Source organism: Cellulomonas sp. P2_F12 (genome assembly GCF_056403775.1).
In genome coordinates this window covers 128410-155311 of record NZ_JBFUEV010000008.1, presented here as the reverse complement: position 1 = coordinate 155311, position 26902 = coordinate 128410, and the positions used below count along the sequence as shown (strand labels likewise).

28 protein-coding genes are annotated in these 26902 nt (G+C 72.6%); 16 read left to right on the top strand and 12 right to left on the bottom strand.

Annotation, left to right across the window (positions count from 1 at the left end; genetic code table 11):
- Positions 1–200: 200 nt before the first annotated feature.
- From uxaC to AC1DWH_RS16375, 3 genes are read left to right on the top strand one after another with little or no spacing between them, the layout of a single operon-like run.
- Positions 201–1709 (top strand): glucuronate isomerase, encoded by a 1509-nt coding sequence (gene uxaC / locus AC1DWH_RS16385; protein WP_477094568.1) that lies wholly within the window; start codon positions 201–203, stop codon positions 1707–1709.
- The gene (gene eda, locus AC1DWH_RS16380; RefSeq protein WP_456845942.1) at positions 1706–2335 is read left to right on the top strand and encodes a bifunctional 4-hydroxy-2-oxoglutarate aldolase/2-dehydro-3-deoxy-phosphogluconate aldolase; all 630 of its coding nucleotides are present in this window, start codon (positions 1706–1708) and stop codon (positions 2333–2335) included. The genes uxaC and eda overlap by 4 nt, the downstream gene beginning before the upstream one ends.
- A 20-nt stretch (positions 2336–2355) precedes the next feature.
- Entirely contained in the window at positions 2356–3459 is a 1104-nt protein-coding gene (locus tag AC1DWH_RS16375) for a PfkB family carbohydrate kinase (protein WP_477094567.1), read from the top strand.
- Between the two features lie 27 nt (positions 3460–3486).
- Here AC1DWH_RS16375 and AC1DWH_RS16370 read toward each other — a convergent pair whose 3' ends face one another.
- Both AC1DWH_RS16370 and AC1DWH_RS16365 read right to left on the bottom strand, forming a co-directional pair.
- Entirely contained in the window at positions 3487–3672 is a 186-nt protein-coding gene (locus tag AC1DWH_RS16370) for a hypothetical protein (RefSeq protein ID WP_477094566.1), read from the bottom strand.
- A gap of 78 nt (positions 3673–3750) precedes the next feature.
- Positions 3751–5274: a UxaA family hydrolase gene (locus AC1DWH_RS16365; protein WP_477094565.1), complete on the bottom strand. Its 1524-nt coding sequence runs from the start codon at positions 5272–5274 to the stop codon at positions 3751–3753.
- A 114-nt stretch (positions 5275–5388) separates the two neighbouring features.
- On the opposite strand from AC1DWH_RS16365, the gene AC1DWH_RS16360 reads away from it, so the two are divergent.
- Complete coding sequence (locus AC1DWH_RS16360; protein WP_477094564.1) at positions 5389–6411, top strand: LacI family DNA-binding transcriptional regulator; 1023 nt, start codon at positions 5389–5391, stop codon at positions 6409–6411.
- Between the two features lies 1 nt (position 6412).
- Positions 6413–6739 (top strand): hypothetical protein, encoded by a 327-nt coding sequence (locus AC1DWH_RS16355; protein WP_456845947.1) that lies wholly within the window; start codon positions 6413–6415, stop codon positions 6737–6739.
- Here the strand turns inward: AC1DWH_RS16355 and AC1DWH_RS16350 are convergent.
- The 4 genes from AC1DWH_RS16350 to AC1DWH_RS16335 form a co-directional block, all read right to left on the bottom strand.
- A complete protein-coding gene (locus AC1DWH_RS16350; protein WP_477094563.1) occupies positions 6736–7431 on the bottom strand; it encodes a FadR/GntR family transcriptional regulator in 696 nt (231 codons plus the stop codon). The genes AC1DWH_RS16355 and AC1DWH_RS16350 overlap by 4 nt on opposite strands.
- Positions 7432–7455: 24 nt before the next feature.
- On the bottom strand, positions 7456–8325 hold the full coding sequence (locus tag AC1DWH_RS16345; RefSeq protein ID WP_477094562.1) for an amidohydrolase family protein: 870 nt from the start codon (positions 8323–8325) through the stop codon (positions 7456–7458).
- Between the two features lie 95 nt (positions 8326–8420).
- The gene (locus AC1DWH_RS16340) at positions 8421–10187 is read right to left on the bottom strand and encodes a gamma-glutamyltransferase family protein (protein WP_477094561.1); all 1767 of its coding nucleotides are present in this window, start codon (positions 10185–10187) and stop codon (positions 8421–8423) included.
- Positions 10188–10216: 29 nt separating this feature from the next.
- Positions 10217–10678, bottom strand: coding sequence for a tRNA (cytidine(34)-2'-O)-methyltransferase (locus tag AC1DWH_RS16335; RefSeq protein WP_456845951.1), 462 nt, complete (start codon positions 10676–10678; stop codon positions 10217–10219).
- A 28-nt stretch (positions 10679–10706) separates the two neighbouring features.
- Here AC1DWH_RS16335 and mgrA point away from each other — a divergent pair, with 28 nt between their 5' ends.
- Positions 10707–11732, top strand: a complete 1026-nt coding sequence (gene mgrA, locus AC1DWH_RS16330; protein WP_477094560.1) for an L-glyceraldehyde 3-phosphate reductase — start codon at positions 10707–10709, stop codon at positions 11730–11732.
- A 19-nt stretch (positions 11733–11751) separates the two neighbouring features.
- On the opposite strand, the gene AC1DWH_RS16325 is transcribed toward mgrA, so the two are convergent.
- Complete coding sequence (locus tag AC1DWH_RS16325) at positions 11752–12828, bottom strand: LacI family DNA-binding transcriptional regulator (RefSeq protein ID WP_477094559.1); 1077 nt, start codon at positions 12826–12828, stop codon at positions 11752–11754.
- A gap of 251 nt (positions 12829–13079) precedes the next feature.
- Here AC1DWH_RS16325 and AC1DWH_RS16320 point away from each other — a divergent pair, with 251 nt between their 5' ends.
- The gene (locus tag AC1DWH_RS16320) at positions 13080–13757 is read left to right on the top strand and encodes a glycosyl transferase (protein ID WP_477094558.1); all 678 of its coding nucleotides are present in this window, start codon (positions 13080–13082) and stop codon (positions 13755–13757) included.
- Here AC1DWH_RS16320 and AC1DWH_RS16315 read toward each other — a convergent pair.
- Positions 13747–14745: an NADP-dependent oxidoreductase gene (locus tag AC1DWH_RS16315; protein ID WP_477094557.1), complete on the bottom strand. Its 999-nt coding sequence runs from the start codon at positions 14743–14745 to the stop codon at positions 13747–13749. The genes AC1DWH_RS16320 and AC1DWH_RS16315 overlap by 11 nt on opposite strands.
- A 78-nt stretch (positions 14746–14823) precedes the next feature.
- Between AC1DWH_RS16315 and AC1DWH_RS16310 the strand changes: the two genes are divergently transcribed.
- Entirely contained in the window at positions 14824–15303 is a 480-nt protein-coding gene (locus tag AC1DWH_RS16310; RefSeq protein WP_477094556.1) for a nucleoside deaminase, read from the top strand.
- Here the strand turns inward: AC1DWH_RS16310 and AC1DWH_RS16305 are convergent, their stop codons facing one another.
- A complete protein-coding gene (locus tag AC1DWH_RS16305; RefSeq protein WP_477094555.1) occupies positions 15304–16116 on the bottom strand; it encodes a hypothetical protein in 813 nt (270 codons plus the stop codon).
- A 39-nt stretch (positions 16117–16155) separates the two neighbouring features.
- Entirely contained in the window at positions 16156–18159 is a 2004-nt protein-coding gene (recQ, locus tag AC1DWH_RS16300; RefSeq protein ID WP_477094554.1) for a DNA helicase RecQ, read from the bottom strand.
- A gap of 89 nt (positions 18160–18248) precedes the next feature.
- Between recQ and AC1DWH_RS16295 the strand changes: the two genes are divergently transcribed.
- The 4 genes from AC1DWH_RS16295 to AC1DWH_RS16280 are packed head-to-tail and all read left to right on the top strand — an operon-like array spanning position 18249 to position 20892.
- Positions 18249–19022, top strand: a complete 774-nt coding sequence (locus tag AC1DWH_RS16295; protein ID WP_477094553.1) for an SDR family NAD(P)-dependent oxidoreductase — start codon at positions 18249–18251, stop codon at positions 19020–19022.
- A 10-nt stretch (positions 19023–19032) separates the two neighbouring features.
- On the top strand, positions 19033–19608 hold the full coding sequence (gene pyrE, locus AC1DWH_RS16290; RefSeq protein ID WP_477094552.1) for an orotate phosphoribosyltransferase: 576 nt from the start codon (positions 19033–19035) through the stop codon (positions 19606–19608).
- 2 nt (positions 19609–19610) lie between these two features.
- On the top strand, positions 19611–20294 hold the full coding sequence (locus AC1DWH_RS16285; protein ID WP_456845602.1) for a DUF3137 domain-containing protein: 684 nt from the start codon (positions 19611–19613) through the stop codon (positions 20292–20294).
- 28 nt (positions 20295–20322) lie between these two features.
- On the top strand, positions 20323–20892 hold the full coding sequence (locus tag AC1DWH_RS16280) for a LemA family protein (protein WP_477094551.1): 570 nt from the start codon (positions 20323–20325) through the stop codon (positions 20890–20892).
- Here the strand turns inward: AC1DWH_RS16280 and AC1DWH_RS16275 are convergent, their stop codons facing one another.
- Entirely contained in the window at positions 20893–21633 is a 741-nt protein-coding gene (locus AC1DWH_RS16275; RefSeq protein WP_477094610.1) for an HAD-IIA family hydrolase, read from the bottom strand.
- Between the two features lie 41 nt (positions 21634–21674).
- Complete coding sequence (locus AC1DWH_RS16270) at positions 21675–22427, bottom strand: VTT domain-containing protein (RefSeq protein ID WP_477094550.1); 753 nt, start codon at positions 22425–22427, stop codon at positions 21675–21677.
- Positions 22428–22523: 96 nt separating this feature from the next.
- Between AC1DWH_RS16270 and AC1DWH_RS16265 the strand changes: the two genes are divergently transcribed.
- The 4 genes from AC1DWH_RS16265 to AC1DWH_RS16250 all read left to right on the top strand — a co-directional run bounded on the left by AC1DWH_RS16265 (position 22524) and on the right by AC1DWH_RS16250 (position 26891).
- Positions 22524–23525, top strand: coding sequence for a LacI family DNA-binding transcriptional regulator (locus AC1DWH_RS16265; RefSeq protein WP_477094549.1), 1002 nt, complete (start codon positions 22524–22526; stop codon positions 23523–23525).
- Between the two features lie 129 nt (positions 23526–23654).
- Positions 23655–25013: an extracellular solute-binding protein gene (locus tag AC1DWH_RS16260; protein WP_477094548.1), complete on the top strand. Its 1359-nt coding sequence runs from the start codon at positions 23655–23657 to the stop codon at positions 25011–25013.
- A 16-nt stretch (positions 25014–25029) separates the two neighbouring features.
- Complete coding sequence (locus AC1DWH_RS16255) at positions 25030–25971, top strand: carbohydrate ABC transporter permease (RefSeq protein WP_456845597.1); 942 nt, start codon at positions 25030–25032, stop codon at positions 25969–25971.
- Entirely contained in the window at positions 25971–26891 is a 921-nt protein-coding gene (locus AC1DWH_RS16250) for a carbohydrate ABC transporter permease (RefSeq protein WP_477094547.1), read from the top strand. Before AC1DWH_RS16255 ends, AC1DWH_RS16250 begins: the two co-directional genes overlap by 1 nt.
- The last annotated feature ends 11 nt before the right edge of the window (positions 26892–26902 follow it).

Here is a 26902-nt window from a genome sequence, read left to right as displayed (position 1 = left end):
TCTCTGTGTCGGTTCTGTGTCGGTCGACCGGATGAATGCGATTTCAGCACGCTCCAGCACGCCGCGGCAAGCCTGTTCTCGAGATGCGGGACGAAGGCGGCCTGCCCCTTGTGGTCTGCGCACTCACCTGGTTGGCTGCGATGAATGCGTTTGCACCGCGAGTCATCGGACGTCGCGGTATCGAGGTCGAGGAGGAGCTAATGGTCGGCGAGAAGGGCTGGTCGCTGCACCCGGACCGGGCGCTGCCCAGCGATCCCGCCGTGCGCCCGATCGCGCGGGAGATCCTCGCCTCGACCGCTGGTCTGCCGATCGTCTCGATGCACGGTCACGTCGACGCGGGCGTGCTGGCGCGCGACGAGCCGTTCGCGGACCCCGCGTCGCTGCTGGTGACGCCGGACCACTACCTGGTCCGGATGCTGGTGTCGCAGGGTGTCCCGCACGACGCCCTCGGGGTCGCGCGCGCCGACCGGCCCGGCGTGGCCGCGGATCCGCGGGAGGTCTGGCGCACGTTCGCCACGCACTGGTCGCTGTTCCGCGGCACGCCGACGCGCTACTGGCTCGAGCACGAGCTGGTCGAGGTGTTCGGGCTCGACGAGCGACCGTCGGCCGAGTCCGCCGACCGGCTCTACGACCTGCTGGCGGAGCGGCTGGCCGAGCCCGCGTACCGCCCGCTGGCGCTGTTCGAGAGATTCGGGCTCGAGATCCTGGCGACGACGGACGCGGCGACGGCCACCCTGGCCGACCATGCCGACCTCGCGGCCCGCGGGTGGGGTGAGCGGATCGTGCCGACGTTCCGGCCGGACGCCGTCCTGCACGTCGACCGCCCCGGGTGGCGCGCGGACGTGACCCTCCTCGAGGAGCGCTCGGGCGTGCCCATCGGCGGGTACCGCGACCTCGTCCTGGCGCTGGAGGAGCGTCGGCGCACCTTCGCCGCGGCCGGCGCGCGCGCGACCGACCACGGGCACCTGTCGGCCGACACCACCCCGCTCAGCGTCGGCGAGGCCGAGCGGATCGTGTCCGCCGCCCTGCGGGGCGACGTGTCGGTCGCCGACGCGCAGGCGTTCTCCGGTCACATGCTCCTCGAGATGGCACGCATGTCCTGCGAGGACGGCCTGGTGATGCAGCTGCACCCGGGAGTCCTGCGCGACCACGACCCCGCCGTCGCGGCGCTCCGCGGACCCGACGTCGGCTACGACATCCCCGTGCCGACCGACTATGTGCACGGGTTGCGGCCGCTGCTCGAGGCGTTCGGCCACCACCCGAACCTGCGCCTGGTCCTGTTCACGGTGGACGAGGACACGTTCAGCCGGGAGCTCGCCCCCATCGCGGGCGTCTACCCGGCCGTGCGGCTCGGGGCGCCGTGGTGGTTCCTGGACACCCCCGACGGCATGCGCCGGTTCCGCGAGGCGGTGACCGACACGGCGGGGTTCGCCAACACCAGCGGGTTCGTCGACGACACGCGCGCGTTCTGCTCGATCCCCGCCCGGCACGACCTCGCCCGCCGGGTCGACGCCGGGTTCCTGGGCAGGCTGGTGGCCGAGCACCGCCTCGAGCTCGACGAGGCGATCGACACCGCGATCGATCTCGCCTACCGGATCCCGCGGCAGGCGTATGCTCCACCACGAGCGGCAAACGCTTTCCCGCCTCCGAGCGCCGAGCCGGACGTGGCGGCGATCGGCGACGAGCACGGTGCGAAGGAGCACGAGTGAGCGAGATCCTCCAGCGTCTGGCGGCCCACCGCCTGGTCCCGGTCGTCGTCATCGACGACGCGGCACACGCGGACGCCCTGGCCCAGGCACTCGTCGACGGCGGACTGCCGGTCGCCGAGGTCACGTTCCGCACGCCGGCCGCCGGCGACGCGATCCGCGCGATGGCGGCCCGCGGCGACGTGCTCGTCGGCGCAGGCACCGTCCTCACCCCGGCACAGGTCGACGCCGCCGTGGCGGCGGGCGCGTCCTACGTCGTCTCACCCGGTACCAGCCGCGCGGTGGTCGAGCGTTGCCAGGAGCACGGCGTGCTCGCGCTGCCCGGCGCCGTGACGGCGACCGAGGTCCAGGCGGCCCTCGAGCTCGGGCTCACCACGGTCAAGTTCTTCCCCGCCGGCACGTCCGGGGGTGCCAAGGCCGTCGCGGCGCTCGCGGCGCCGTTCGGGGACGTCGGCTTCGTGCCGACCGGCGGCATCGGCCCGGCGAACCTGGCCGAGTACCTCGCGCTGCCGTCCGTGCGGGCCGTCGGGGGCTCGTGGATGGTCCCGCGCGACCTGGTCCGCGCGGGCGACCTCGACGCCGTCCGCGACCTCACGGCCGAGGCAGTGAGCCTCGTCGCACACCTCTGACCTGCGAGGAGACCCCGCTCATGTCCGACCTGCATATCCGCCCCGCGAACGAGACGCGGTACGACGCGGTCTCCCTCGGTGAGGTCATGCTCCGCCTCGACCCCGGCGAGGGCCGGATCCGCACCGCCCGGTCCTTCCGGGTGTGGGAGGGCGGCGGTGAGTACAACGTCGCCCGCGGCCTGCGCCGGGCGTTCGGGCAGCGCACGGCGATCGTCACCGCGCTGGCGGACAACGAGATCGGGCGGCTGGTCGAGGACTGCATCCTCACGGGCGGCGTGGACACGTCGTTCCTGCGCTGGGTGCCGTACGACGGGGTCGGGCGCGCGGTGCGCAACGGGCTCAACTTCACCGAGCGCGGGTTCGGGGCGCGGGGCGCCGTCGGCGTGAGCGACCGCGGGCACACCGCCGCCGCGCAGCTGGCGCCGGGAGACGTCGACTGGGAGCACCTGTTCGGCGAGCTGGGCGTGCGGTGGTTCCACACCGGCGGCATCTTCGCGGCGCTGTCCGACAGCGCGGCCGAGACCGTGATCGAGGCGGTGACCGTCGCCCGCAAGCACGGCACGATCGTCAGCTACGACCTCAACTACCGCCCGAGCCTCTGGAAGGCAGTCGGCGGGCAGGCACGCGCGCAGGAGGTCAACCGGGCGATCGCGTCGTCCATCGACGTGATGATCGGCAACGAGGAGGACTTCACCGCCTCGCTCGGCTTCGAGGTCGAGGGCGTCGACGAGAACCTCAGCACGCTCGAGCTCGACTCGTTCGCGGCGATGATCGACCGCGTCGCCCAGGAGTACCCGAACTTCCAGGTCATCGCCACGACCCTGCGCACGGTGCACTCCGCCACGGTCAACGACTGGGGCGCGATCGCCTGGTCGAAGGACACCGGACTGGTCAGCGCGACCCACCGGGAACGGCTCGAGATCCTCGACCGCGTCGGCGGCGGCGACTCGTTCGCGTCGGGGCTGGTCTACGGCCTCCTGGACGGCCAGAGCCTGCAGACCGCCGTCGAGTACGGGGCCGCGCACGGCGCGCTGGCCATGACGACCCCGGGGGACACGACGATGGTCAGCAAGGCCGAGGTGCTCAAGCTCGCCGGCGGGGGCGGTGCGCGGGTCGACCGATGACGCCGGCGGGTGCGCGCGACCCGCTGACTACTCCGTGAAGCTCCACGACCCCACCGGGGCGTACGAGGAGTCCGAGATCGTCTCGCCCGCGTCGGGCTCCATCGGGTAGTGCTTCACGTTCCCGGCCCAGTAGCGCAGGATCCGGCCGAGCTCGCCGAGGACGTCGTCGGGGACGACGCCGGCGGACAGGTCGACCTCGAGCGTGAACTTCATCGGGGAACCTCCTGACGGGTGGCCTCCGACCGTACGTCCCCCCGCCACGGCACGGTCAAGAGCGGGAGCACAGGAGCGTCAGGTCACCGCGCCGAGCTGCCACGGCACGAACTCGTCGGCCCCGAGGTCGAGCTCCTCGGAGACGGTCTGCTGCCCGGAGGCGACGGCGATGATCAGCTCGAACAGCTCCTCGCCGACGGAGTCGACGGTCGCAGTGCCGTCGACGATCCGCCCGGCGTTGAGGTCCATGTCCTCGGCCATCCGCAGGTAGGTCGCGGTGTTCGTCGCGACCTTGATGGACGGCGTGGGCTTGCACCCCAGCACGGACCCGCGGCCTGTGGTGAACACGACGACCGTGGCGCCGCCGGCGACGAGCCCGGTGACGGAGACGGGGTCGTAGCCGGGGGTGTCCATGAAGGTGAACCCGCGGGCGGTCACGGGCTCGGCGTACTCGTAGACCTCGACCAGCTCGGCGGTCCCGCCCTTGGCGACGGCGCCGAGCGACTTCTCGAGGATCGTCGTCAGCCCGCCGGCCTTGTTGCCGGGCGAGGGGTTGTTGTCCATGGTCCCGCCGCCGGCGGCGGTGTAGCCCTTCCACCAGTCGAGCCGATCGAGCAGCTTCTGGCCCACGGAGCGGGAGACGGCCCGGCGCAGCAGGAGGTGCTCGGCGCCGAAGACCTCGGGGGTCTCGGCGAGGACCGAGGTGCCGCCGCGCGCGACCAGCAGGTCGGAGGCGTGGCCGAGAGCGGGGTTGGCGGTGATGCCGGAGTACCCGTCAGACCCGCCGCAGTTGAGCCCGAGCACGAGTGAGGAGACGGGCGCGGGGGTCCGGCGCATTGCGTCGATGCCGGGGAGCATCGTCTCGATCGCGGCGACGCCGGCGCGCACGGTGGCACGGACCCCGCCGGTCTCCTGGATGACGAGCGTGGTCACGGGCTTGTCGGCGGGCAGCGCGAGGCCGTCCAGCAGCGACTGCGCGGGGATCATCTCGCAGCCGAGGCCCAGCACCAGCAGGCCGGCGATGTTGGGGTGGTCGGCGTACCCGCGCAGGGTGCGCCGCGTGATCTGGGCGCCCTCGCTCGTCGGGACCAGGCCGCAGCCGGTGTCGTGCGTGAGCGCGACGACGCCGTCGACGTGCGGGTAGGCGTCGAGCACCCGGCCGCGGAACTGGTCGGCGATCAGGCGGGCGGTCGACGCCGAGCAGTTCACGGACGTGACGATGCCGACGTAGTTGCGGGTGCCCCAGCGGCCGTCGCTGCGGGCGTACCCGTCGAAGGTCCGGACGGGCCCGGCGGGGGTCGGCAGCGTGACGCGGGCGGTGCCGAACTCGTAGGCGCGCTCGTCGTCGTCCATGCCGAGGTTGTGGCTGTGCACGTGGTCGCCGACGGCGATGTCGCGGGTCGCGCGGCCGATCGACTGCCCGTACTTGTGCACGGCGGCGCCGGCGGGGACGGCGCGGAGCGCGAGCTTGTGGCCGCGCGGCACGCTCTGGTTGACCACCAGCGCGTCGAGCTCGGTGCCGGACTGCAGGTCCCGCGTCGCGACCCCGACGTCGTCGTCCGGGCGCAGCACGAGCACGCAGTCAGCCAGAGCCAGCGTCATCGGCGTCCCTTCCACGTGGAATCTACCCGCAGGATATCGCTTTCCCGACGAAGGTACCGGCGTTGCCCGGCCCGAACGTGCCGCGCGGCCGGGGCAAGCGCCTACCCTCCAGACATGGCCGCTTCCGTCACCCTCAGCGACGTCGCACGCGAGGCAGGCGTGTCGCTCGCCACCGCCTCGCGCGCCATCAACGGCAGCGCCAACCGCACGGTCCGCGCGGACCTGCGCGACCGGGTGCTCGCCGCGGCGACCCGCCTGCGCTACACGCCGGACGCCAACGCGCAGGCGATGGCCCGCGGCCGGACGACGTCGCTCGGCCTGGTGGTGCACGACATCGCGGACCCGTACTTCTCCTCGATCGCGGCCGGCGTCGCGCGCGCGGCGGAACGGGCGGGCCTGCAGGTGACTCTGGCCAGCACCCAGCACGACCCGAGCCGCGAGAGCGGGCTGGTCGACCTGCTCAAGCGGCAGCGGGCGCGCGCCATCGTCATCGCCGGCGGCCGGCTGGACGACGAGGCCACCAACGACGAGCTCCGCGCGGCGCTCGCCGACTATCGCGCGGTGGGTGGCTCTACCGCGCTCATCGGCCAGCCCATCCTCGGTGTCGACTCCGTGGTGATCGACAACGCGCAGGGCGCCGGCGACCTGGCCAAGGCGCTGCACGGGCGCGGCTACCGGCGGTTCGCTGTGCTGGCCGGTCCCGCGGGCCACCTGACCGCGCGCGAGCGCAGCGAGTCCTTCCGCGGGGCGCTGGCCGAGCTGGGCAGCCCGGTCCCGGACAGCGCCGTGCTCACCAGCGCGTTCACGCACGAGGGCGGCGAGGACGCGATGCGGACGCTGCTGCGCGGCGGTGACCTGCCGGAGCTGGTGTTCGCCGTCAACGACGTCATGGCCCTGGGCGCCCTCGCGGCCGCGCGCGAGGCGGGCGTCCGGGTCCCGGACGACATCGCGCTCGCGGGGTTCGACGACATCTCGACGCTGCGCGACGTCGTCCCGGCGCTGACCACCGTGCGGATCCCGCTGGTCGACGTGGGCATCGCCGCGACCGAGCTGGCCCTCGCGGACGCCTCGGACGAACCCCGGCTCACGCACGTGCCCACCGAGGTGGTCCTGCGCGACTCGACGCCGGGGATCTGACATGACCCAGCCGATCGTCGAGATCCACGTGCCCCTGACCCCGGACCCCGACGTCGCCCCGGGTGCGTACCCGTTCCCGTGGATCGACGACATCGAAGAGACGCTCGAGCTCGGCGCGGAGGACGGCGTGTACGAGGTGTACGACGACGCCGAGGAGCTGGGCGACGAGTACGTCTTCTTCATCACCGGCGACGAGGAGTCGGACCTGCTCGTCGTCGCGACGCAGGTGGCCAACCTCGTCGGCGTGCCGGACGGGACGTTCGCCGTGGTGACCGACGAGGACCAGCAGGACCTCGGCACGGGCCGCCGCGTGGAGCTGTCGAGCTAGTCGTCCCAGGGCGCGCGGGCTCCGGTCGCCGAGTCCTCGAGGCCGAGCAGGTGGGTGGCCATCCGCAGCCGCGCACGGTCGGGGTCGCGGGCCGCGACGGCGGCCAGGATCGCCTCGTGCTCGACGAAGGCGCGGTCCTCAGCGCCCTCGTCACTCAGCCCGCGCCAGAGGCGGGTCCGGGAGGCGCGCCCGGCCAGGCCTTCCACCAGAGCGGCGAGCACGGGGTTGCCCGACGCCCGTGCGATCTCCTCGTGGAAGGCGAGGTCGGCGTCGACCAGCCGGTCGTGGTCGAGCGGGTGCTGGACCAGCGCGCGGGCGGTCTCGTCCAGCACGGCCCGCAGCCGGGCGAGCCCGTCGTCGTCGATGTGCAGCGACGCCAGGCCGGCGGCCTCGGTCTCCAGCAGGCGCCGGACCGCGTGGAAGGCCGCGGCGTCGTCCTGCAGCTCGGCGACGAACCCGACGGGGGCGAGCAGCAGCGCGGGGTCGAGCGTCGTGACGTAGGTGCCGTCGCCGTGGCGGGAGTCGAGGATGCCGAGGGTGCCGAGCGCGCGGACCCCCTCGCGCAGCGAGCCGCGGGACACCCCGAGGGTCGCGGCGAGCTCCTTCTCGGCGGGGAGCCGCTCGCCGGCCTGCAGTCGCCCGTCGAGGATCATCTGCTTGACCCCGTCGACGACGTCATCGGAACGTGACACGGAGCGAACCTAGCGGTCGGCGGGTCAGTAGGCGTCGAAAGGCAACCCGTACACCCGGGTGGCAGTCCCTCCGAGCACCAGCGCGCGGTCGGCGTCGGGGAGGCCGTCGACGGTGCTGCGCAGCCCGTGCCAGACCTGCGCGTACGAGTCGCCCTCGAGCAGCGCGTAGGGCCAGTCGCTGCCGAGCATGAGCCGGTCCGGCCCGAACACCTCGAGCGCGCGCTCGACGGACGGGAGCAGGTGGTCGGGCCGCCAGCCCGCGCCCGCGGCGGTGGCCAGGCCCGAGAGCTTGGCGACGACGTTCGGCAGCTGCGCGACCGCCCCGAGCAGGGCCGACCAGTGCGCCCAGGTGTCCCGGTCGCCGGCGCGCTGCGCCGCGATCGGCGGGGAGCCGAGGTGGTCGAGCACGATCGTGAGCTTCGGGTGCTTCTCGGCCACGGTGGCCACGTGGGCCAGCACGGTCGAGTTCGGGGTCCGCAGGTCGAAGGTCAGACGCCGCTCGGTGAGGAGCGAGAGCCCGTCGTCGACGGCCGGCCGCAGCAGCCAGTCGGGGTCGCGCTCGTCGTGCACCCGGTGGCCGATGCCGACGATCGGCTCGCGCCGCCACTTCTCCAGCTGGGTCGCGGCCTCGTCGGGGGCGTCCAGCGGCACCCACGCCACCACACCGGCCACGCGCCGCGAGGACAGGGCCTGGAAGAGCATGAGCTCGGAGTCCGCGCGGTTGTCGGCCGCCTGCACCAGCACCACCCACGCGACGCCCTCGTCGGCGAGCTGATCCTCGATGTCCGGCACCCGGAACTCGCGGTGCAGCGCCGTGTTCTCGGAGGTCATCCAGGGGTAGTGGACGGCGTCGGGATTCCACACCTGCAGGTGGGCATCCACGACGTCGGGCATGTGCCGACGCTAACAGTGGTCCGATCTCTGGGCCTGACGGCCCGGCGGTTCCTCATCGAACCCTCATCAAGGGGTCGATTCATCGGAGGACTTGCCTAGCGGCCGACCGCGTAGCCCTGCATCCCGCGGGGGTTGGCGGCGGCGACGAGCAGTCCGTCCGACCGCACGCCCGCCGCGCTCAACCGGCCGAGCTCCCACGGGCCGGTGGTCTCGATCGCGTGACCGCGCTCGGCGAGCCCGTCGATCACGTCGGACCCGAGCCGCGACTCGACCACCAGGCCGCGCGGCGTGTGCGTGCGCGGGTAGAACGAGCCGGGCACGTGCGACGAGTGCCAGGCGGGGGCGTCGATCGCGGCCTGCAGCCCGGCGCCGCCCAGCAGGTGCCGCAGCAGGAACGGGACGGTCCACTGGTCCTGCTGGTCGCCGCCCGGCGTGCCGAACGCGAACCCGGTCCCGTCGTCGTCCAGCAGCATCGCCGGGCTGAGCGTGGTGCGCGGCCGCTTGCCGGGCGCCAGGCTGTTCGGCAGCCCGGGCTCGAGCCAGAACATCTGCGCGCGCGTCGGCAGGGCGAACCCGAGGCCGGGCACCACGGGGCTCGACTGCAGCCAGCCGCCCGACGGCGTGGCGGACACGCGGTTCCCCCAGCGGTCGACGACGTCCACGTGGCAGGTGTCGCCCGGGCTCAGGCCGAGCGGCGAGACGGTGGGTTCGCCGACGCCGACGCCGGAGCTCTCGCGGGAGTCCCACAGGCTCGCCGACACCCGCGGCACGCGCCCGTCGGGGGAGCCGGGCAGCAGCCCCTCGGAGGCGGTGGGCCCGACGAGCGCGGCCCGCGCCGCGGCGTACTCCGGGGACAGCAACGTCTCCAGCGGGACGTCCGGCACGTCGCCGTACCAGGCCTCCCGGTCCGCGAACGCGAGCTTGGCCACCTCGACCACGGTGTGCACGAGGGCAAGCGTGTCGTTGCTGCGCACCAGCCCGGCCACGTCGAGCGCGTCGAGCATGGCGAGCTGCTGCAGGAGCACCGGACCCTGGCCCCACGCGCCGGTCTTGTGGACGGTCCGGCCGGCGAAGCGCAGGGACGTCGTCGGCTCCTCCGTCGCGCGCCAGGCCGCCAGGTCCGAGGCTCGCAGGAACCCCGTGTGCCGCCGGCCCGACGAGTCCTGCACCGCGACCGACGACTGGAAGTCGTCCACCGCCTCCGCGACGAACCCCTCGTAGAACGCCCGCCGCGCCGCCTCGATCTGCGCCTCCCGCGTCCGGCCGGGCACCAGCAGCCGCTCGAACGTGTCGGCCAGCGCCGGGTTGGCGAACCGGGTCCCCGCCGCGGGGACCTGGCCGTGCGGCAGGTAGACCGCGGCGGACGTGGGCCAGTGCTCGGTGAACAGGTCGGCGACGGTCGCGATGGTCCGCGACGCGGCCCGGACCAGCGGGTACCCGTCGCGCGCGTAACCGATGGCCGGGGCGAGCACGTCGGCCAGGGGGAGCGTGCCGTACCGCGCGAGCAGGTCGAGCCACGCGCCGAACGCCCCCGGCACGACGGCGGCGAGGTGGCCGGTCCCGGGCACCAGGTCGAGCCCGAGGTCGCGGTAGGCGTCGATGGTCGCCAGGGCCGGCGCGGAGCCCTGCCCGCAGACGACGAAGGTGTGCCCGTCGGACGCCCGGTGCCCGATGATCGGCGCGTCGCCGCCGGGCCCGTTGAGGTGCGGCTCGACCACGCTGAGCGTGAACCCGGCCGCGGCCGCGGCGTCGAACGCGTTGCCGCCGGCCTCGAGCGTGCGCATCCCGACCGCCGACGCCAGCCAGTGCGTCGAGGCGACCATGCCGAACGTGCCGAGGAGCTCGGGGCGGGTGGTGAACATCCGTCGATCCTGCCGCAGCGAGCGGGCGCTCACACCCCGCCGTCGAACCCCAGCTGCCGCCAGGCCTCGTACACGCCGACGGCGGCGGCGTTCGAGAGGTTCATGGAACGCCTGCCGGCGAGCATCGGGATCCGGACGCCCGCCGTGACCCGGGGGTGCGCGAGGACCTCGTCCGGCAGGCCGGTGGGCTCGGGCCCGAACAGCAGGACGTCCTCGTCGGCCCACGCGACGTCGGTGTGGTGCTGCGTCGCCTGCGTGGTGAACGCGAAGACCCGGCCGGGCAGCGCGGCCAGTAGGGCGTCGAACGAGGGGTGCACGACCACGTGCGCGAGGTCGTGGTAGTCCAGGCCGGCCCGCCTCAGCCTCGCCTCCGACAGGTCGAACCCGAGCGGCTCGACCAGGTGCAGGGTCGCGCCCGTGCCCGCGGCCATCCGGATCGCGTTGCCGGTGTTGCCGGGGATGCGGGGCTCGAAGAACGCGACGTGCAGCACGGGCCGATCCTACGGATAGCGTTGTCTCATGCCCTTCCTCGCCGACGACGCCCGGTACGACTCCATGACCTACCGCCGGACGGGCCGCAGCGGCCTGGACCTGCCGGCGCTCTCGCTCGGCCTCTGGCACAACTTCGGGGACACCACGCCCCTGGACACGCAGCGCGCCGTCCTGCGCCGGGCGTTCGACCTCGGCATCACGCACATCGACCTGGCCAACAACTACGGCCCGCCGTACGGCTCCGCGGAGGAGAACTTCGGCCGGATCCTGGCCTCCGACCTGCGGCCGTACCGCGACGAGCTGGTCATCTCCTCCAAGGCCGGCTACGACATGTGGCCCGGCCCGTACGGCGACGGCGGCTCGCGCAAGTACCTGCTGTCCTCGCTGGACCAGTCGCTGGCGCGCATCGGCGTGGACTACGTCGACATCTTCTACTCGCACCGCCCCGACCCGTCGGTGCCGATCGAGGAGACGATGGGCGCGCTGCACACCGCCGTGACCAGCGGCAAGGCCGTCTACGCCGGCATCTCGAACTACTCGCCGGCCCAGACCCGGGTGGCCCAGCAGGTGCTCGCCGACCTCGGCACGCCGCTGCTGATCCACCAGCCCAGCTACTCGATGTTCAACCGGCACGTCGAGAATGTCGCCGACGGCCAGACCGAGAGCCTGCTCGACGTCGTCGGCGACCTCGGCATCGGCACCATCGTGTTCTCCCCGCTGGCGCAGGGTCTGCTCACCGGTCGCTACCTGTCCGGAGACGTCCCGGCCGACTCCCGCGCGGCCGTCGGTCACTTCCTCAAGCCGGCCGCCATCTCGGAGACCTACCTGTCCCGTGCGCGGGCGCTCAACGAGATCGCCGCGGGCCGCGGGCAGTCGCTCGCGCAGCTGGCGCTGTCGTGGGTGCTCCGCGACGACCGCATCACGTCCGCCCTGGTGGGCGCGAGCTCGGTCGCGCAGCTCGAGGACAACGTCGCCGCCCTGAAGGCCCCCGCCCTCACGGCCGACGAGATCGCCGCGATCGAGCCCCACGCGGTCGACGGCACGGGCCGCTAGACCGGGGCTCCGGGCCCCGTCACACCACCGCGGGCGGCGCCGTGCTGTCGCGGATCACGAGCTCGGTGCCCAGCTCGATGCGTGGGTTGGCCGGCACCTCGCCGCGGGCCAGCGCGAGCACCATGCGGGTCGCCGTCGCGGCCATCTCCTGCAGGGGCTGGTGGATGGTGGTGAGGGCGGGGCCGATCCACTCGGTGACGGGAAGGTCGTCGTAGCCGACGACGGACAGATCCTCGGGGATCCGCAGGTCGAGCTCGCGGGCCGCGCGCATGACACCGAGCGCCTGGAAGTCGGAGCCGGCGAAGATCGCGGTGGGCCGGTCGGGCCGGTCCAGCAGGTCCATGCCGTGGGTGTAGCCGCCGCCGACGAAGAAGTCGCCGTACCGGATCAGCGCGGGGTCCACCGCGACGCCGGCCTCGTCGAGCGCGGTGCGGTACCCGTCGATGCGCGCCCGGCTGCACAGCACGTCGACCGGGCCGGAGATCACGGCGATCCGACGGTGGCCCAGCCCGAGCAGGTGCCGCGTGGCGGCCAGCCCGCCGGCCCAGTTGGCGGACCCGACGGTCGGCACGCCGGCGGGCTGCTCGCCCGCGGTGTCGACGACGACGAACGGGATCGACCGGGTCTCCAGCTGCCGGCGCTGCGCGGGGTCCAGGTCGGACAGCACCAGGATCACGCCGCGCGGACGCCGGGCCAGCACGTCGTCGAGCCACTCCTGGCGGGGCCGGTGCGCGCCGCCCAGCTCGGATAGCACCACGCCCATGCGCTCGGGCCCGGCGACGGACTCGACGCCCTTGATGATCTGCACCGCCCAGCCGGCATCGAGCTCGTGGAAGACGAGGTCGAGCAGTCCCGGGCCGGCCTGGCTGCGGGCGCGACGCCGGCGGTACTGGTACCGGTCGATGACCTCCTCGACGCGGGCGCGGGTGACCGCGGCGACGTCGGTGCGGCCGTTGAGCACCTTGGACACGGTCGGGATGGAGACCCCGGCCTCGGCCGCGATCAGGGCGATGGTCGCCACCGGCGTCGGTTCGGTGGCGGCATCGCCCAGCGGTTCGGGCGTGGCGCGGCCGGGGGATGCGCTGGGGGCGGTCATGGGGGTCCATCCGGTCGTCGCAACTATCGGCTCGAACGTAGCACCACCGCCCCGACGCCCGGGGCGCGCGTCGCCGCAACGCACCCGTACGCCGCGGTCAGGACGAGGAGAGACAACCGTCATGGTGGCCTGCACCGTCGGACCGTGGGCGACCCGCAGGAGGCCGATACTTTCGGACCGAGCTGTCGCCCGGAGGCGGACGTGCGCAGCCCGCCGGTCGTGAGTCCGGCGGGTGTGGTCGGATGACGGCCATGGCGGCGAGGAGCGACGACGAGATCGGCCCCGGCCTGCTCGCGCGCTCGTCGGCGGCCGTGTACTGGTTCCTCGTGGTCGAGGTGCTGCTGCTCCTGACCAGCGCACCCGGCCTGGTCCTCGTGCAGGTGCTGGACCGCGACGCGAGGAGCATCCCCCTGTTCGCGCTGGCGTGCGTGCCTTTCGCGCCGTCGGTCGCCGCCGCCCTGTTCGCGTGGCGGGTGTTCGCGCGTGACCGCGACCTGTCGCCCGCCCGGCACTTCTGGCGCGGCTACCGGCTCGACGCGCTCGACGTGCTGCGCTGGTGGGTGCCGACGCTCGTCGTGCTCGCCGTGATCGCCGTCAACCTCACGCACCTGGCCGACGCCGGTCTGCCGGCGCCGCTCGGGATCGTGCTGGCGGCGCTGGCCCTGCTGCTCGTCCTCTGGTCCGGCCACGCGCTCGTGCTCAGCGCGCTCTTCTCGTTCCGCACGCGCGACGTCGGCCGACTCGGCGCGTACTTCGTCGCCACCAAGCCCCTGGTCACCCTGGGGTTCGCGGCGCTGCTGGTGCTCACCGTCGGGATCGCCTACCTGTCCGACTGGCTGCTCGTCCTGCTGGCCGCCCCGCTGACCTACGTGTACTCGCGCACGGCCGCGCCGGTCGTGGCGCTCACCGAGCAACGCTTCACAGCCTGACGACGGTCTTCCCCGTGGTCTCGCCGCGCATCATCGCGAGGAACGCGTCCACCGCGTGGTCCAGGCCGTCGATCACCGTCTCGTCGTACGCGATCTGCCCGGTGGTGAACCACTCACGCATGTCCGCCAGGAACGCCGGGTAGTGCTGGGTGTGGAACCCGACGGTGAAGCCCTTGAGGGTCAGCCCCTGCTGGATGATCCGCGCCATGTTGCGGGGCCCGGGCTGCGCCTGCTCGTCGTTGTACCCGGAGATGGCACCGCACACCGCCACGCGCCCGCCGCGCCGCAGGGTCCCGAGCGCCGCCTCGAGGTGCACCCCGCCGACGTTGTCGAAGTACACGTCGATCCCGTCCGGCGCCGCGGCCCGCAGCTGCCGGTAGATGTGCCCGTCCTTGTAGTCGAACGCGGCGTCGAACCCGTACTTCTCCTGCACCAGCGCGACCTTCTCGGCCGACCCCGCCGACCCGATCACGCGTGACGCGCCATTGAGCTGCGCGATCTGCCCGACCATCGACCCGACGGCCCCGGCCGCCCCGGAGACGAACACGACCTCGCCGGGCTTCATCTGCGCGATCTCCAGCAGCCCGAGGTGCGCGGTGAACGCCGTCATCCCGAGCACCCCGAGGTACGCGGACAGTGGGACGCCGTCCTGGACCACGCGGAACCCGTCCGCGGAACCCTGCGCCACGTCGCGCCAGCCGAGCCCGTGGGTGACCGCGGCACCCACCGGCACCTGCGACGACGTCGACTCGACCACCCGACCGACCGCGCCGCCGGTCATCGTCTCGCCGAGCGCGAACGGCGGCGTGTACGACTCCTCGTCGTTCATCCGCCCGCGCATGTACGGGTCGACGGAGAGGAACTCGTTGGCCACGCGCACCTGGTCCGGTCCGAGGTCGGGCAGCTCGACGGCGACCGTGCGGAAGTCCTCGGGGACGGGCCACCCCTGCGGCCGGCGGAGGAGCTGGACCTGGGTGCTGAGCGTCATGCCCCGAGTCTGCGCCACCGACGTCCGTCCGGCGCGGTGCGCTGGTCTCGGCCCCGCCCTCGACGGCAGGCTGACCCCGTGACGATCACGGACGCCGACCTCATCCACCTGACCCGGGCCGTCGAGCTCGCGCGCGAAGCCCTCGACGACGGCGACGAGCCCTACGGCTCCGTCCTGGTCGACGCCGACGGCCGGGTCCGCTTCGAGGACCGCAACCGCGTCAAGGACGGCGACCAGACCCGCCACCCCGAGTTCGAGATCGCCCGCTGGTCGGCGAACCACCTCACGCCCGAGGAGCGCGCGGCAGCGACCGTCTACACGTCGGGCGAGCACTGCCCGATGTGCGCGGCGGCCCACGCCTGGGTCGGCCTGGGCCGGATCGTCTACGTGACGTCGTCGGAGCAGACCGGCGGCTGGTTGGCGGGCTGGGGCGTCCCCGCCGCCCCGGTCGCCGCCCTCCCGATCAACGCCGTCGCCCCGGGCATCCTCGTCGAGGGTCCCGTGCCCGGCCTCGACGACGAGGTCCGCGAGCTCCAGCGCCGCCGGTTCGGGGCCTGATCAGGGCACGTTGACCTGGTCGTCGAACCAGCCCAGCGAGTCGGTCTCAGCCACCTCCAGGACCTCCAGGTCCGGCGCCGCGAGCAGGTCGTCGACCAGCGCGCGGGTCCCGCCGACGACGGTCGAGTCGAGGTCGACCTCGGTCGCCAGGCACCACGAGCGATCGTCGGGCCAGAGCAGGTTCGGTGTCCGGAAGCCCGGGTCGAACGGCTCGACGTCCGCCACGGCCCGACCGTCGGCGAGCGCCTCGAGGTCGCTGGGCGCGGCGCGGAACAGGACGTGGGCGCGGTGCGGGAGCTCGAGCTTCGGGCCTCGCAGGACCGCCGGCGCGAGTGCGTCGGGCGCGCGACGAGGCGGGGGCGGCGTCGCGTCGGGGTCGTCGGACCACCACGCCACCACCTGCCACCCGCCGTCCCAGCCCGAGCCCTCCCAGAACGCCGCGACGAGGGCGTCGGCGGTGTGCCGCCCCAGCACCCGCGAGAGCGCGCGCAGCTCGGGCGCCGGGAGCGAGCCCTCGGCCGGATCGTCGCCGGGCCACTCGCCGTCGGCGGGCTCGTCCGACGGCCGGCCGGCGTGCACCGCCGAGCGGCCCGCCACCCGCCACGACTGGGCTGTCGGGTGCAGCACCCGCCCGGTGGTCCGGGCGACCTCGGCCCAGGAGACGGGTGCCCACGCGACGTCGAGCATCGGGTGCAGGACGCGCGCGTAGGCCTCGAAGCCCCGCGGCACCAGCGAGCCGACGGTCGCGCCGAACGGGCCGAGCCGGGGGCTCAGCCAGTCACCGACGCGCGGGTCGGACTCGTACCGGAACATGAGGTCCAGTGCACCAGAGCCGGTCCAGCGGATTGCGGGTCAGACCGGCTCGCCGACCCCCGCCAGCGCCGCGAGCAGCCCGGGCCCGTGCCGCTCGAGCTTGGCCGCACCGATGCCGCTGATCCCGCCCAGCTGCTCCAGCGACGTCGGCCGCTGCGTGACCACCTCGCGCAGGGTCGCGTCGTGGAACACCACGTACGCGGGCACGCCCTGTTCCTTGGCCACGCCCGCCCGCCAGGCCCGCAGCACCTCGAACAGCTCGAGGGCGTCGTCCGACAGGTCCGCCGCGGCCGTCGGCCGGCTGGAACGCGACCCGCGCGTCCGCACGACCTTCTCGGTCTCGCGGCGCAGCCGGACCTCGCGCGCCCCGCGCAGGACGTCGGCGCTGTCCGGCGCCAGCCGCAGCGTCCCGTAGCCGTCGGTGTCGACGCCGAGAAGCTCCATGGCCAGCAGCTGCCGGACGACCCCGCGCCACTCGCCGTCGGACAGGTCCTTGCCGACGCCGAACGTCGAGAGGTCCTGGTGCCCGAGCTGCGTGATCCGCGGGGTCACCTTGCCGAGCAGGATGTCGACCAGGTGCCCGGCGCCGTACCGCTGCCCGCGCTGCTCGAGCCGGACGACCGTCGACAGCATCTTCTGCGCGGCGACGGTCCCGTCCCACGACTCGGGCGGCGTGAGGCAGGTGTCGCAGTTGCCGCAGGGCTCCGAGGGCTGGCCGAAGTAGTTGAGCAGCTGCACCCGGCGGCACGAGACCGTCTCGCAGAGGGCGAGCATCGCGTCGAGGTGCGCGGTCAGCCGGCGCTTGTGGGCGGCGTCGCCCTCGGACGTATCGATCATGCGGCGCTGCTGCACCACGTCGGCCAGCCCGTACGCGAGCCACGCGGTGGACGGCAGACCGTCGCGGCCCGCGCGGCCGGTCTCCTGGTAGTAGCCCTCGACGGACTTCGGCAGGTCGAGGTGCGCGACGAACCGCACGTCGGGCTTGTCGATGCCCATGCCGAACGCGATGGTCGCGACCATCACGATCCCGTCCTCGCGCAGGAACGTCGACTGGTTGCGCGCCCGCACGTTCCGGTCGAGGCCCGCGTGGTACGGCAGCGCCGGCACGCCGTGGTCGACCAGGAACTGCGCGGTCTGCTCGACCGAGTTCCGCGAGAGGCAGTAGACGATCCCCGCGTCGCCCTCGTGCTCGGTGCGCAGGAGGGTGAGCAGCTGGTCGCGGGGCTTGTCCTTGGGCGCGATCCGGTACTGGATGTTGGGCCGGTCGAAGCTGGCGACGAAGTGCTTGGCGTCCCCGAGCTGCAGGCGCTGCGCGATCTCCGCGTGCGTCTGCTCGGTAGCCGTGGCGGTCAGCGCGATGCGGGGGACCTCGGGCCAGCGCTCGTGCAGCATCGACAGCTGCAGGTAGTCGGGCCGGAAGTCGTGCCCCCACTGGGACACGCAGTGCGCCTCGTCGATGGCGAACAGCGCGATCGTGCCGCGGTCCAGCAGCTCGATGGTCTCCCGCACGCGCAGGCGCTCGGGCGCGAGGTACAGCAGGTCGAGCTCGCCGGCGAGGTACGCGTCCTCGACCGTCCGACGCTCGAACGACTGCTGCGTCGAGTTGAGGAACCCGGCGCGCACGCCCAGCGCGGACAGGGCGTCGACCTGGTCCTGCATGAGGGCGATGAGCGGCGAGACGACGACGCCCGTGCCCTGCCTGACCAGCGCGGGGACCTGGTAGCAGAGCGACTTGCCGCCGCCGGTGGGCATGAGCACCAGGGCGTCGCCGCCGCGGACCACGGTGTCGATGATCTCGGCCTGCTCGCCACGGAAGGCGCCGTACCCCCACACGCTGTGGAGCACCTCGGCCGCGGCGGCCAGCGCCGCCTCGGGGTCGAGCACCTGGGCGACCTCGCGGGGGATGTCGGGCCGCGCGGGCGGCTCGGCGCGGCCGCCGCGCGCGGGCTCGTGCTCCGGCGGCGCGGCGTCGTAGAACGGGTCGAACGGCGGCTCCTCGTCGAGAGGCCAGTCCGGCACGTCGCCACCCCACCCGTCAGTCACGCGCACACCCTACGTGCCGGCACCGACGCCCGGATGGTGCGCTCCACAGCGGCGCGCGACGGCCGGGACCGATCCGTAGGGTGGTCCCCATGGCAACCGCACTCATCACCGGCGCCAGCGCCGGGCTCGGTCTGGAGTTCGCCTGGCAGCTGGCCACGGCCAAGCACGACGTCGTCCTGGTGGCGCGCAACGAGGAGCGGCTGACCCGGCTCGCCGCGCAGCTCGAGGCCGCCGCGGGCGTCCGCGCCGAGGTGCTCGTGGCCGACCTCTCCGTCCGCGCCGACGTCGAGCGCGTGGCCGACCGCCTGCGCGCCACCGAGCGACCGGTCGGGCTGCTGGTCAACAACGCGGGCCTGGGCCTGAACCAGCGGTTCGTCACCGGCGACCTCGCCGCCGAGGAGGCCGCGCTGGACGTCATGGTGAAGGCCGTGCTGGTCCTCTCCCACGCCGCCGCGGGCGCCATGGTCGAGCGCGGCCGCGGCGCCATCCTCAACGTCGCGTCCGTCGCCGCCCTCCTCGCGTCGGGCACGTACTCCGCCCACAAGGCGTGGGTCCGGGTGTTCACCGAGGGGCTCGCGGTCGAGCTGCGCGGCACGGGGGTCACCGCGACGGCCCTCTGCCCGGGGTTCGTGCACACCGAGTTCCACGAGCGCGGACAGATCGACACGACCGCGTACCCGGAGATCGCCTGGCTCAACGCCGAGGACGTCGTGGCCACGGGCCTTGCCGACGTCCGCCGCGGGGCGGTCATCTCGACGCCCAGCGTGCGCTACCGCACCCTGTCCGCGGTCGCCCGCATGGCCCCCCGTTCGGCCGTGCGCGCGTTCGGGCGCTACCGCCGGGCGCTGCAGGAGTCCGAGTAGCCTGACGGCCGTGAGCACCGACCTCTCCCCGACGCCCCGCGAGCAGCTGCTCGAGCTCATCAAGACCCTCGCGGTCGTGCACGGGAAGGTCACGCTGTCGTCCGGCCGTGAGGCCGACTACTACGTCGACCTGCGCCGCGTGACGCTGCACCACCGGGCCGCGCCGCTGATCGGTCACCTGCTGCTGGACCGGCTGGAGGAAGTCGGCCTCGGGACGGCGGAGATCGACGCCGTCGGCGGCCTGACGCTCGGCGCCGACCCCGTCGCCACGAGCCTGCTGCACGCCGCCGCGAGCCGCGGGCAGGACCTCGACGCGTTCGTCGTCCGCAAGGAGGCCAAGGCGCACGGCATGCAGCGCCGCATCGAGGGTCCGGACATCGCCGGTCGCAAGGTCGTGATCCTCGAGGACACCTCGACCACCGGCGGCTCGCCCATCGCGGCCGTCGAGGCCGCGCGCGAGGTCGGGGCCGAGGTGCTCGGGGTCGCCGTCATCGTCGACCGGGCCACCGGCGCCCAGGCCAAGATCGAGGCGCTCGGCGTGCCGTACCACTACCTGTTCAGCCTGTCCGACCTCGGGCTCGCCTGACCGTGAACGGCGTCATCTTCGCGATCGTCGCGCTCGGCGTCGTCATCGTCGCCGTGCTCGCCTACATGATGCAGAAGAAGCGTCAGGAGGCGTTCCAGCAGTGGGCGCTGCGCAACCGCTGGACCTACGAGGCCTCGGACCCGACGCTGGTCCACCTCTCGGACGCCCAGCCGTTCGGTCAGGGCCGCGACCGGCGGGCGACCGAGGTGCTGCGCGGCGTCTTCGACGGGCACCCGGCCGTCTCGTTCACGTACACGTGGACCACGGGCGACGACAAGGACAAGTCGACCCACACGGCCCACGTGGTCGCGTTGGGGCTGCCGGCGTACCTGCCGACCGTCGAGGTGACCCGCGACGGGTTCGGCGCCAAGCTGGACAAGCTGTTCGGCGGCCAGGACATCCAGTTCGAGTCCGAGGCGTTCAACAAGGAGTTCCGCGTCAAGGCGTCCGACGCGCAGGTCGGGCACGCGATCGTGCACCCGCGCCTGATGGAGCGGCTGCTGCGCGACGGCTCGGTCACGCCGTGGCGCATCGAGGGCACGTGGATCATCTCGTGGGAGCCCGGGTCCTCAGCGCTCGAGACCATGGCGACGCGGCTCGGCCTGCTCTCCGCGGTCGTCCGCTCGATCCCGCGGCACGTGTGGCTCGACCACGGGTACGACCCCCTCGACGCTACGATCGGCTGACCTGACCGACCGCTGAGAGGCCTGCGCTGTGAGCACCGGTGTCATCGTCCTGATCGTCCTCGCCGTGATCGTCGTCATCGCGCTGATCTGGGCCGTCTCGACCTACAACGGCTTCATCCGGCTGCGGAACCTCGTGCAGGAGGCCTGGCGGCAGATCGACGTCGAGCTGCACCGCCGGCACGACCTGATCCCGAACCTCGTCGAGTCCGTCAAGGGCTACGCGGCCCACGAGAAGGGCGTGTTCGAGGAGGTCGCCCGCGCTCGGGCGGCCGCGATCGGCGCCGGGTCGGGCCCGGCCGAGCAGGCCGCCCAGGAGAACCAGCTGACCCAGGCACTCGGCCGGCTCTTCGCCGTCGCCGAGGCGTACCCGGTGCTGCGGGCCAGCGAGAACTTCCAGCAGCTGCAGGCCGAGCTCACCAACACCGAGGACCGCATCGCCGCCGGCCGCCGGTTCTACAACGCGAACGTCCGCGAGCTGAACACCAAGGTCGAGTCGTTCCCGTCCAACGTCATCGCGGGCGCGTTCCACATCGAGCGCGCCGAGTACTTCGAGGCCGACGAGCCCAGCGTGCGCGCGGCACCCGAGGTCAGCTTCTAGTCAGACCCGCTCGACCAGGTCCTGGACCGAGTCCAGGATCTCGGTCGGCCGGAACGGGAAGCGCTCGACGTCGGCCAGCCGCGTGGAGCCGGACAGCACCAGGAACGTGCGCAGCCCGGCCTCGATCCCGGCGACGACGTCGGTGTCCATCCGGTCGCCCACCATGACGGTGGTCTCCGAGTGGGCGTCGATGCGGTTGAGCGCGGACCGGATCATCATCGGGTTGGGCTTGCCGACGAAGTACGGCTGGCGGCCCGTCGCGGCGCTGATCATGGCGGCGACGGCCCCGGTGGCCGGCAGGTCGCCGTCGGCGGACGGGCCGGTGACGTCGGGGTTGGTGGCGATGAACCGCGCGCCGCCCTGGATCAGGCGGATGGCCTGCGTGATCGCCTCGAACGAGTAGGTCCGCGTCTCCCCGAGCACCACGAAGTCGGGCTGGGCGGCGGTCAGCGTGTAGCCGGCCTCGTACAGCGCGGTGGTCAGCCCGGCCTCGCCGATGACGTACGCCGAGCCGCCGGGCATCTGGTCGGTGAGGAACTGGGCGGTCGCGAGCGCCGAGGTCCAGATCGCGTCCTCCGGGACGTCGATGCCGGACGCCGCCAGCCGGGCGCGCAGGTCGCGCGTGGTGAAGATCGAGTTGTTGGTGAGGATGAGGAACGGTCGCTCACCGTCGCGCAGCGCCTTGACGAACTCGGCGGCGCCGGGCAGGGCCGTGCCCTCGTGCACCAGCACGCCATCCATGTCCGACAGCCACGACCGGATCTCTCGCGGGCCGTGATGGGTCACGCGCCGAACGCCTTGCGCTCGACCTCGTCGCGCTCCGCCTGCTCGTCGTACCGCTCGTCACGGCCCTCGTCGGCGGGGAGCCCGGCCTTCGCGCGGCGGCGCTTGCGCCACACCTCGACCAGCACCGGTGCCACCGAGATGAACACGACGAGGACCAGCAGCACCTCGATGTTGTTCTTGATGAAGGAGATGTTGCCCAGCAGGTACCCGAGCATCGTCACGCCACCGGCCCAGAGCACGACGCCGATCGCGTTGAAGAGTGCGAAGTGCCGGTAGGGCATCTTGCCGACGCCGGCCGCGACGGAGGCGTACGTCCGCACGAAGGGGATGAACTGCGCGACGATCAGCGTCCGGCCGCCGTACCTGTCGAAGTAGGCGTACGTCTGGTCGATGTACTTCTGCTTGAAGAACCGCGAGTCCGGCTTGCTGAACACCTTCGGCCCGAGCTTGCGGCCGATCAGGTAGCCCGTCTGCGTCCCCGCGTAGGCCGTGACGATCATCAGCGCGCACAGGCCCCAGATGTTGATGTTGACCTGGAGGTTCTCCTGGGCGACGAGCGCACCCGCGGTGAACAGCAGCGAGTCGCCGGGCAGGATGGGGAACAGCAGACCGACCTCGATGAAGACGATCGCCATGATGCCGAGGAGCACCCACGTCCCGAACGAGTCGATCAGGTGCTGCGGGTCGAGGAAGTCGGGGCCCAGGGCCCCCAGGGTTCCGGCGGCCGGGAGAACGGTCGTCATCAGCATGGCGCTCAGCCTACGGGCCGGAAAGTTAAGGGCTCCTGAGGAACCTGTGCGCGAGGTGAGCAGACCCTGCGCGGCGCCGTGCTGAACAATGGCGCCGTGCGGGCCACCGTGAAGGACGTCGCAGCCCGCGCGGGCGTGTCGCCCAAGACCGTCTCCAACGTCATCAACGGCGTGGTCTTCGTGCGCCCGGAGACCCGCGAACGGGTGGAGCGAGCCCTCGCGGAGCTCGACTACGTGCCCAACCTGGGCGCCCGGGGGCTGCGCAACGGCCGGTACGGGCTGATCGCGCTCGCCCTGCCGGACCTGTCGACGGCGTACTCGGCCGAGCTCGCGCACCACTTCGTCGAGGAGGGGCACGCGCGCGGCTGGTCGGTGCAGATCGAGGAGACGGCCGCCGAGCCCGAGCGCGAGCGGGCGCTGCTGTCCCGGGCGCGGTCGCACCTGGTCGACGGGCTGGTGCTCAACCCCGTCTCGCTCGAGGACTCGGTGGTCCCGGTGGTCGCCGGTCCGCTGCCGCCGACGGTGCTCATCGGCGAGGTGCTGCAGGACCGCGCCGACCACGTCGGCGTGGACAGCGTGCGGGCAGCGCAGGACATGACCGAGCACCTGTTGGCGACGGGTCGGCGGCGCATCGCGGTCGTCGGGCCGCCCGGACCGGTCGAGACGGCGGCCGCGCGGCAGCGCACCGAGGGGTACCGGCTGGCGCTCGCGGCCGCCGGCGTCGCCCACGACCCGTCGCTCGAGATCCCGACGGCCGTCTGGACCATGGTCGAGGCGGTCGGCGCGACGCGAGCCTTCCTGGACTCGCACGCCGTGCCCGACGCGTTCTTCTGCTTCACGGACTCCATGGCGTTCGGGGTGCTCAGCGTCCTGTGGGAGCGGGGGCTGCGGGTGCCGCAGGACGTCGCGGTGGCGGGTTTCGACGACATCGGGGGAGCCAGGTTCGCGGTCCCTCCTCTGACGACCGTGGCGTTCGACCTGCGCGGTTACACCACGACCGCGCTCGACCTGCTCAGCGACCGCATCGACGACCCCAGCCGTGCCGCGCGACAGGTCGTCGTCCCGCACCGCGTGGTGGTCCGCGCCAGCACGGGCTGAGGTCACGACACATCTGACTGGTGTCGCCCGATCTGTTGCGCATCCATTCCAACGATGTAATGCTACGAACCGGGCACGGCAAGGACGCCGACCTGCACCGGAAGTTGTGTCTCACGAAGGAGTGAGGGCATGGCACTGCACCATCGGCCGCGCACGCTCGCGGCACCCCCGCCCCCCTCGGGCATCACCCGGCGGCAGATGCTCGTCGGCTCCCTGGCCGCCGTCGGTGGCCTCGCCGCGGTGGGCAGCCTGGCCGGCTGCGCGCCCGGCGCCTCGGCCGCGGACGGCGTCCGCGAGCTCGCCTTCTGGCACCTGCTCAGCGGCGGCGACGGCATCAACATGGCCGGCCTGGTCGACGACGTCAACGCGCTGAACCACGGGTACGAGGCCACCCAGACCGTGCTGGCCTGGGGGGCGCCGTACTACACCAAGCTCGCCATGGCGAGCGTCGGCGGACGCGCGCCCGACACGGCGATCATGCACGCCTCACGCGTGGCCGGATACGCGCCGGGCGGGCTGCTGGACCCCTGGGACCTCGACCTGCTGGCCGAGAACGGCGTGCACGAGTCGGACTTCCTCGACCGGGTCTGGGCCAAGGGCGGGCTGAACGGCAAGCAGTACTCGATCGCCCTCGACTCGCACCCGTTCATCATGATGTACAACCTCGACGTGGCCGAGCAGGCCGGTGTGCTCGGCAGCGACGGGCAGCTCGCGCCGATCGACAGCCCGGACCAGTTCCTCGAGGTCGCCCGGGCCATGCAGGGCGTGACCGGCAAGCACGGGCTGTCCTACGGGTACCTCGGCGACGGCGCCCAGATGTGGCGGCTGTTCTACACGCTGTACAAGCAGCACGGCGCCGACTTCGACCTGTCCGGCCCGCGGGCCGAGGTCGACAAGGACGCCGCGGTCTCGTCGCTCGAGTTCGTCCAGCAGCTGCTGGACGGCACGATCTGCACCCCCAGCGGCGACTACGGCACGGCCGTCTCCGAGTTCATGTCGGGGGAGAGCGGCATGTTCTTCACCGGCGTCTGGGAGCTGCCGACCGCCAAGAACGCCGGCATCAACTTCGACGCCCAGCCGATCCCGACCCTCTTCGGCACGCCAGCGGCGTACGCCGACTCGCACGCGTTCACGCTCCCGCACCAGTCGAGCCCGAACGCGGACCAGCGGCGGGCGACCTACCGGTTCGTGGCGGACATCCTCACGAACTCCCTCGCGTGGGCCGAGGCCGGGCACATCCCGGCGTTCCAGCCCGTCGTGAAGAGCGCCGAGTACCAGGCGCTCCTGCCGCAGGCGCACTACGCCCCGGCCGCGGAGATCCTCAACTACGACCCCGAGGCGTGGTTCACCGGGTCCGGCAGCGACTTCCAGAACTACTTCCTCGAGACCGTGCAGGGCGTCTACCTGGACGGATCCGACGCGGCCGAGGGCTTCAACGCCTTCGTCCGACGCGTCAACGTCCAGCTCTCCAAGCCGAACCCCGTCTGACCGGAAGGAGTCGAACATGTCCACGGCAGCCCTCAGCGTCGCCGCCGGCACGCGCGCAGGCTCGGAGCAGGTCCGGGCCGGCGAGCGCTCGGCCCGCAACCGGAACAACCGGATCGGCTGGGCGTTCGTCGCGCCCTTCGTCGTCGTCTTCGCGATGTTCCTCATCTGGCCGCTGATCCACGGCTTCTACCTCAGCTTCACCGGCGAGAGCATCACGGGCGCGAACGGCGAGCTCATCGGCTTCGCGAACTACGCCGAGGCGCTGCGCGACCCGATCATGTGGCGCTCGTTGCTCAACACCCTGTGGTTCACGGTGCTGTCGACGATCCCGCTCGTCATCGTCGCGCTGGCTCTCGCGCTGCTCGTGCACCAGGGGCTGCCCGGCCAGTGGCTGTGGCGGCTCTCGTTCTTCATGCCGTTCCTGCTGGCGTCCACCGTCGCGGCGCAGTTCTGGATCTGGATGTACAACCCCCAGCTCGGGCTCGTGAACTACCTGCTGGGCTTCGTCGGCGTCGATCCGGTGGCATGGCTGCAGGACCCGACCTGGGCGATGTTCGCCGTGGTCGTCATGACGACCTGGTGGACCGTGGGGTTCAACTTCCTGCTCTACCTGACCGCGCTGCAGAACATCCCGGAGCAGCAGTACGAGGCCTCCGCCCTCGACGGCGCCGGTAGGTGGCGGCAGCTGCGCTCGATCACCGTCCCCCAGCTGGGCCCCACCACGGTGCTCATCGTGATGCTGCAGATCCTGGCCTCGCTCAAGGTGTTCGACCAGATCTACGTCATGACGAACGGCGGCCCCGCCGGCGTCACGCGGCCGGTCGTCATGTACATCTTCGAGACGGGCTTCACCGGCTACCGGTTCGGGTACGCGTCGGCCATCGCGTACATCTTCTTCGCCCTCATCGTCATCATCTCGGTCGGACAGGTCCGGCTGACGTCCCGCAGGAGCGCCTGATGACCGCCATCACCACCGAGCCCACCACCCAGCCCGTCGCCCACCACCCCCGCGGCCGGTTCGCCGAACGCGCGGGCCTGCGCATCGGTGAGCGCTTCGCCAGCCCCGGCCGCATCGGGGCGCTCGTCGCCCTCGTGGTGCTCGCCCTGCTCTGGCTCCTGCCGTTCCTGTGGGCCCTCGTCACCTCGTTCAAGTCCGAGACGGACGCGGCGGCGACACCCGTGTCGTTCTTCCCGAAGAGCGGCTTCACCACCGACGCGTACTCGAACGTGCTGAGCCAGGGGAACATCCCGCTCTGGACCTGGAACAGCCTGCTGACGGCCACGGCGGTCACGCTCATCACGCTCGTGGTGTCGGCGCTGGCCGCCTACGGCTTCTCGCGGCTCGACTTCGCCGGCCGGCGCTGGCTGTTCTGGGGGATGATCGCGTCGATCATCATCCCGCCGCAGGTGCTCATCGTCCCGCTGTTCTACGAGATGCTCACGCTCAACCTCGTCGACACCTACTGGGCGATCATCCTGCCGCAGGTGGTCGCGCCGGCGATGGTGTTCATCCTCAAGAAGTTCTTCGACCAGGTGCCGATCGAGCTCGAGGACGCCGCCCGGATCGACGGTGCCGGACGCCTGCGGGTGTTCTGGTCGATCGTGCTGCCCCTGTCGCGGCCCATCCTCGCGGCCGTCGCGATCTTCGTGTTCATCGCGGCATGGAACAACTTCCTGTGGCCGTTCATCGCCACCAGCGACTCGTCGCTCATGACGCTGCCCGTGGGGCTGCAGACCGTGAAGAGCGCCTACGGCCTGCAGTACGCGCAGGTCATGGCGTCGGCCGTGCTGGCGGCGATCCCGCTGGTCGTCGTCTTCCTCTTCTTCCAGCGCCAGATCATCCGCGGGTTCGCCACCACCGGCTTCGGCGGTCAGTAGCACCCCCTCGT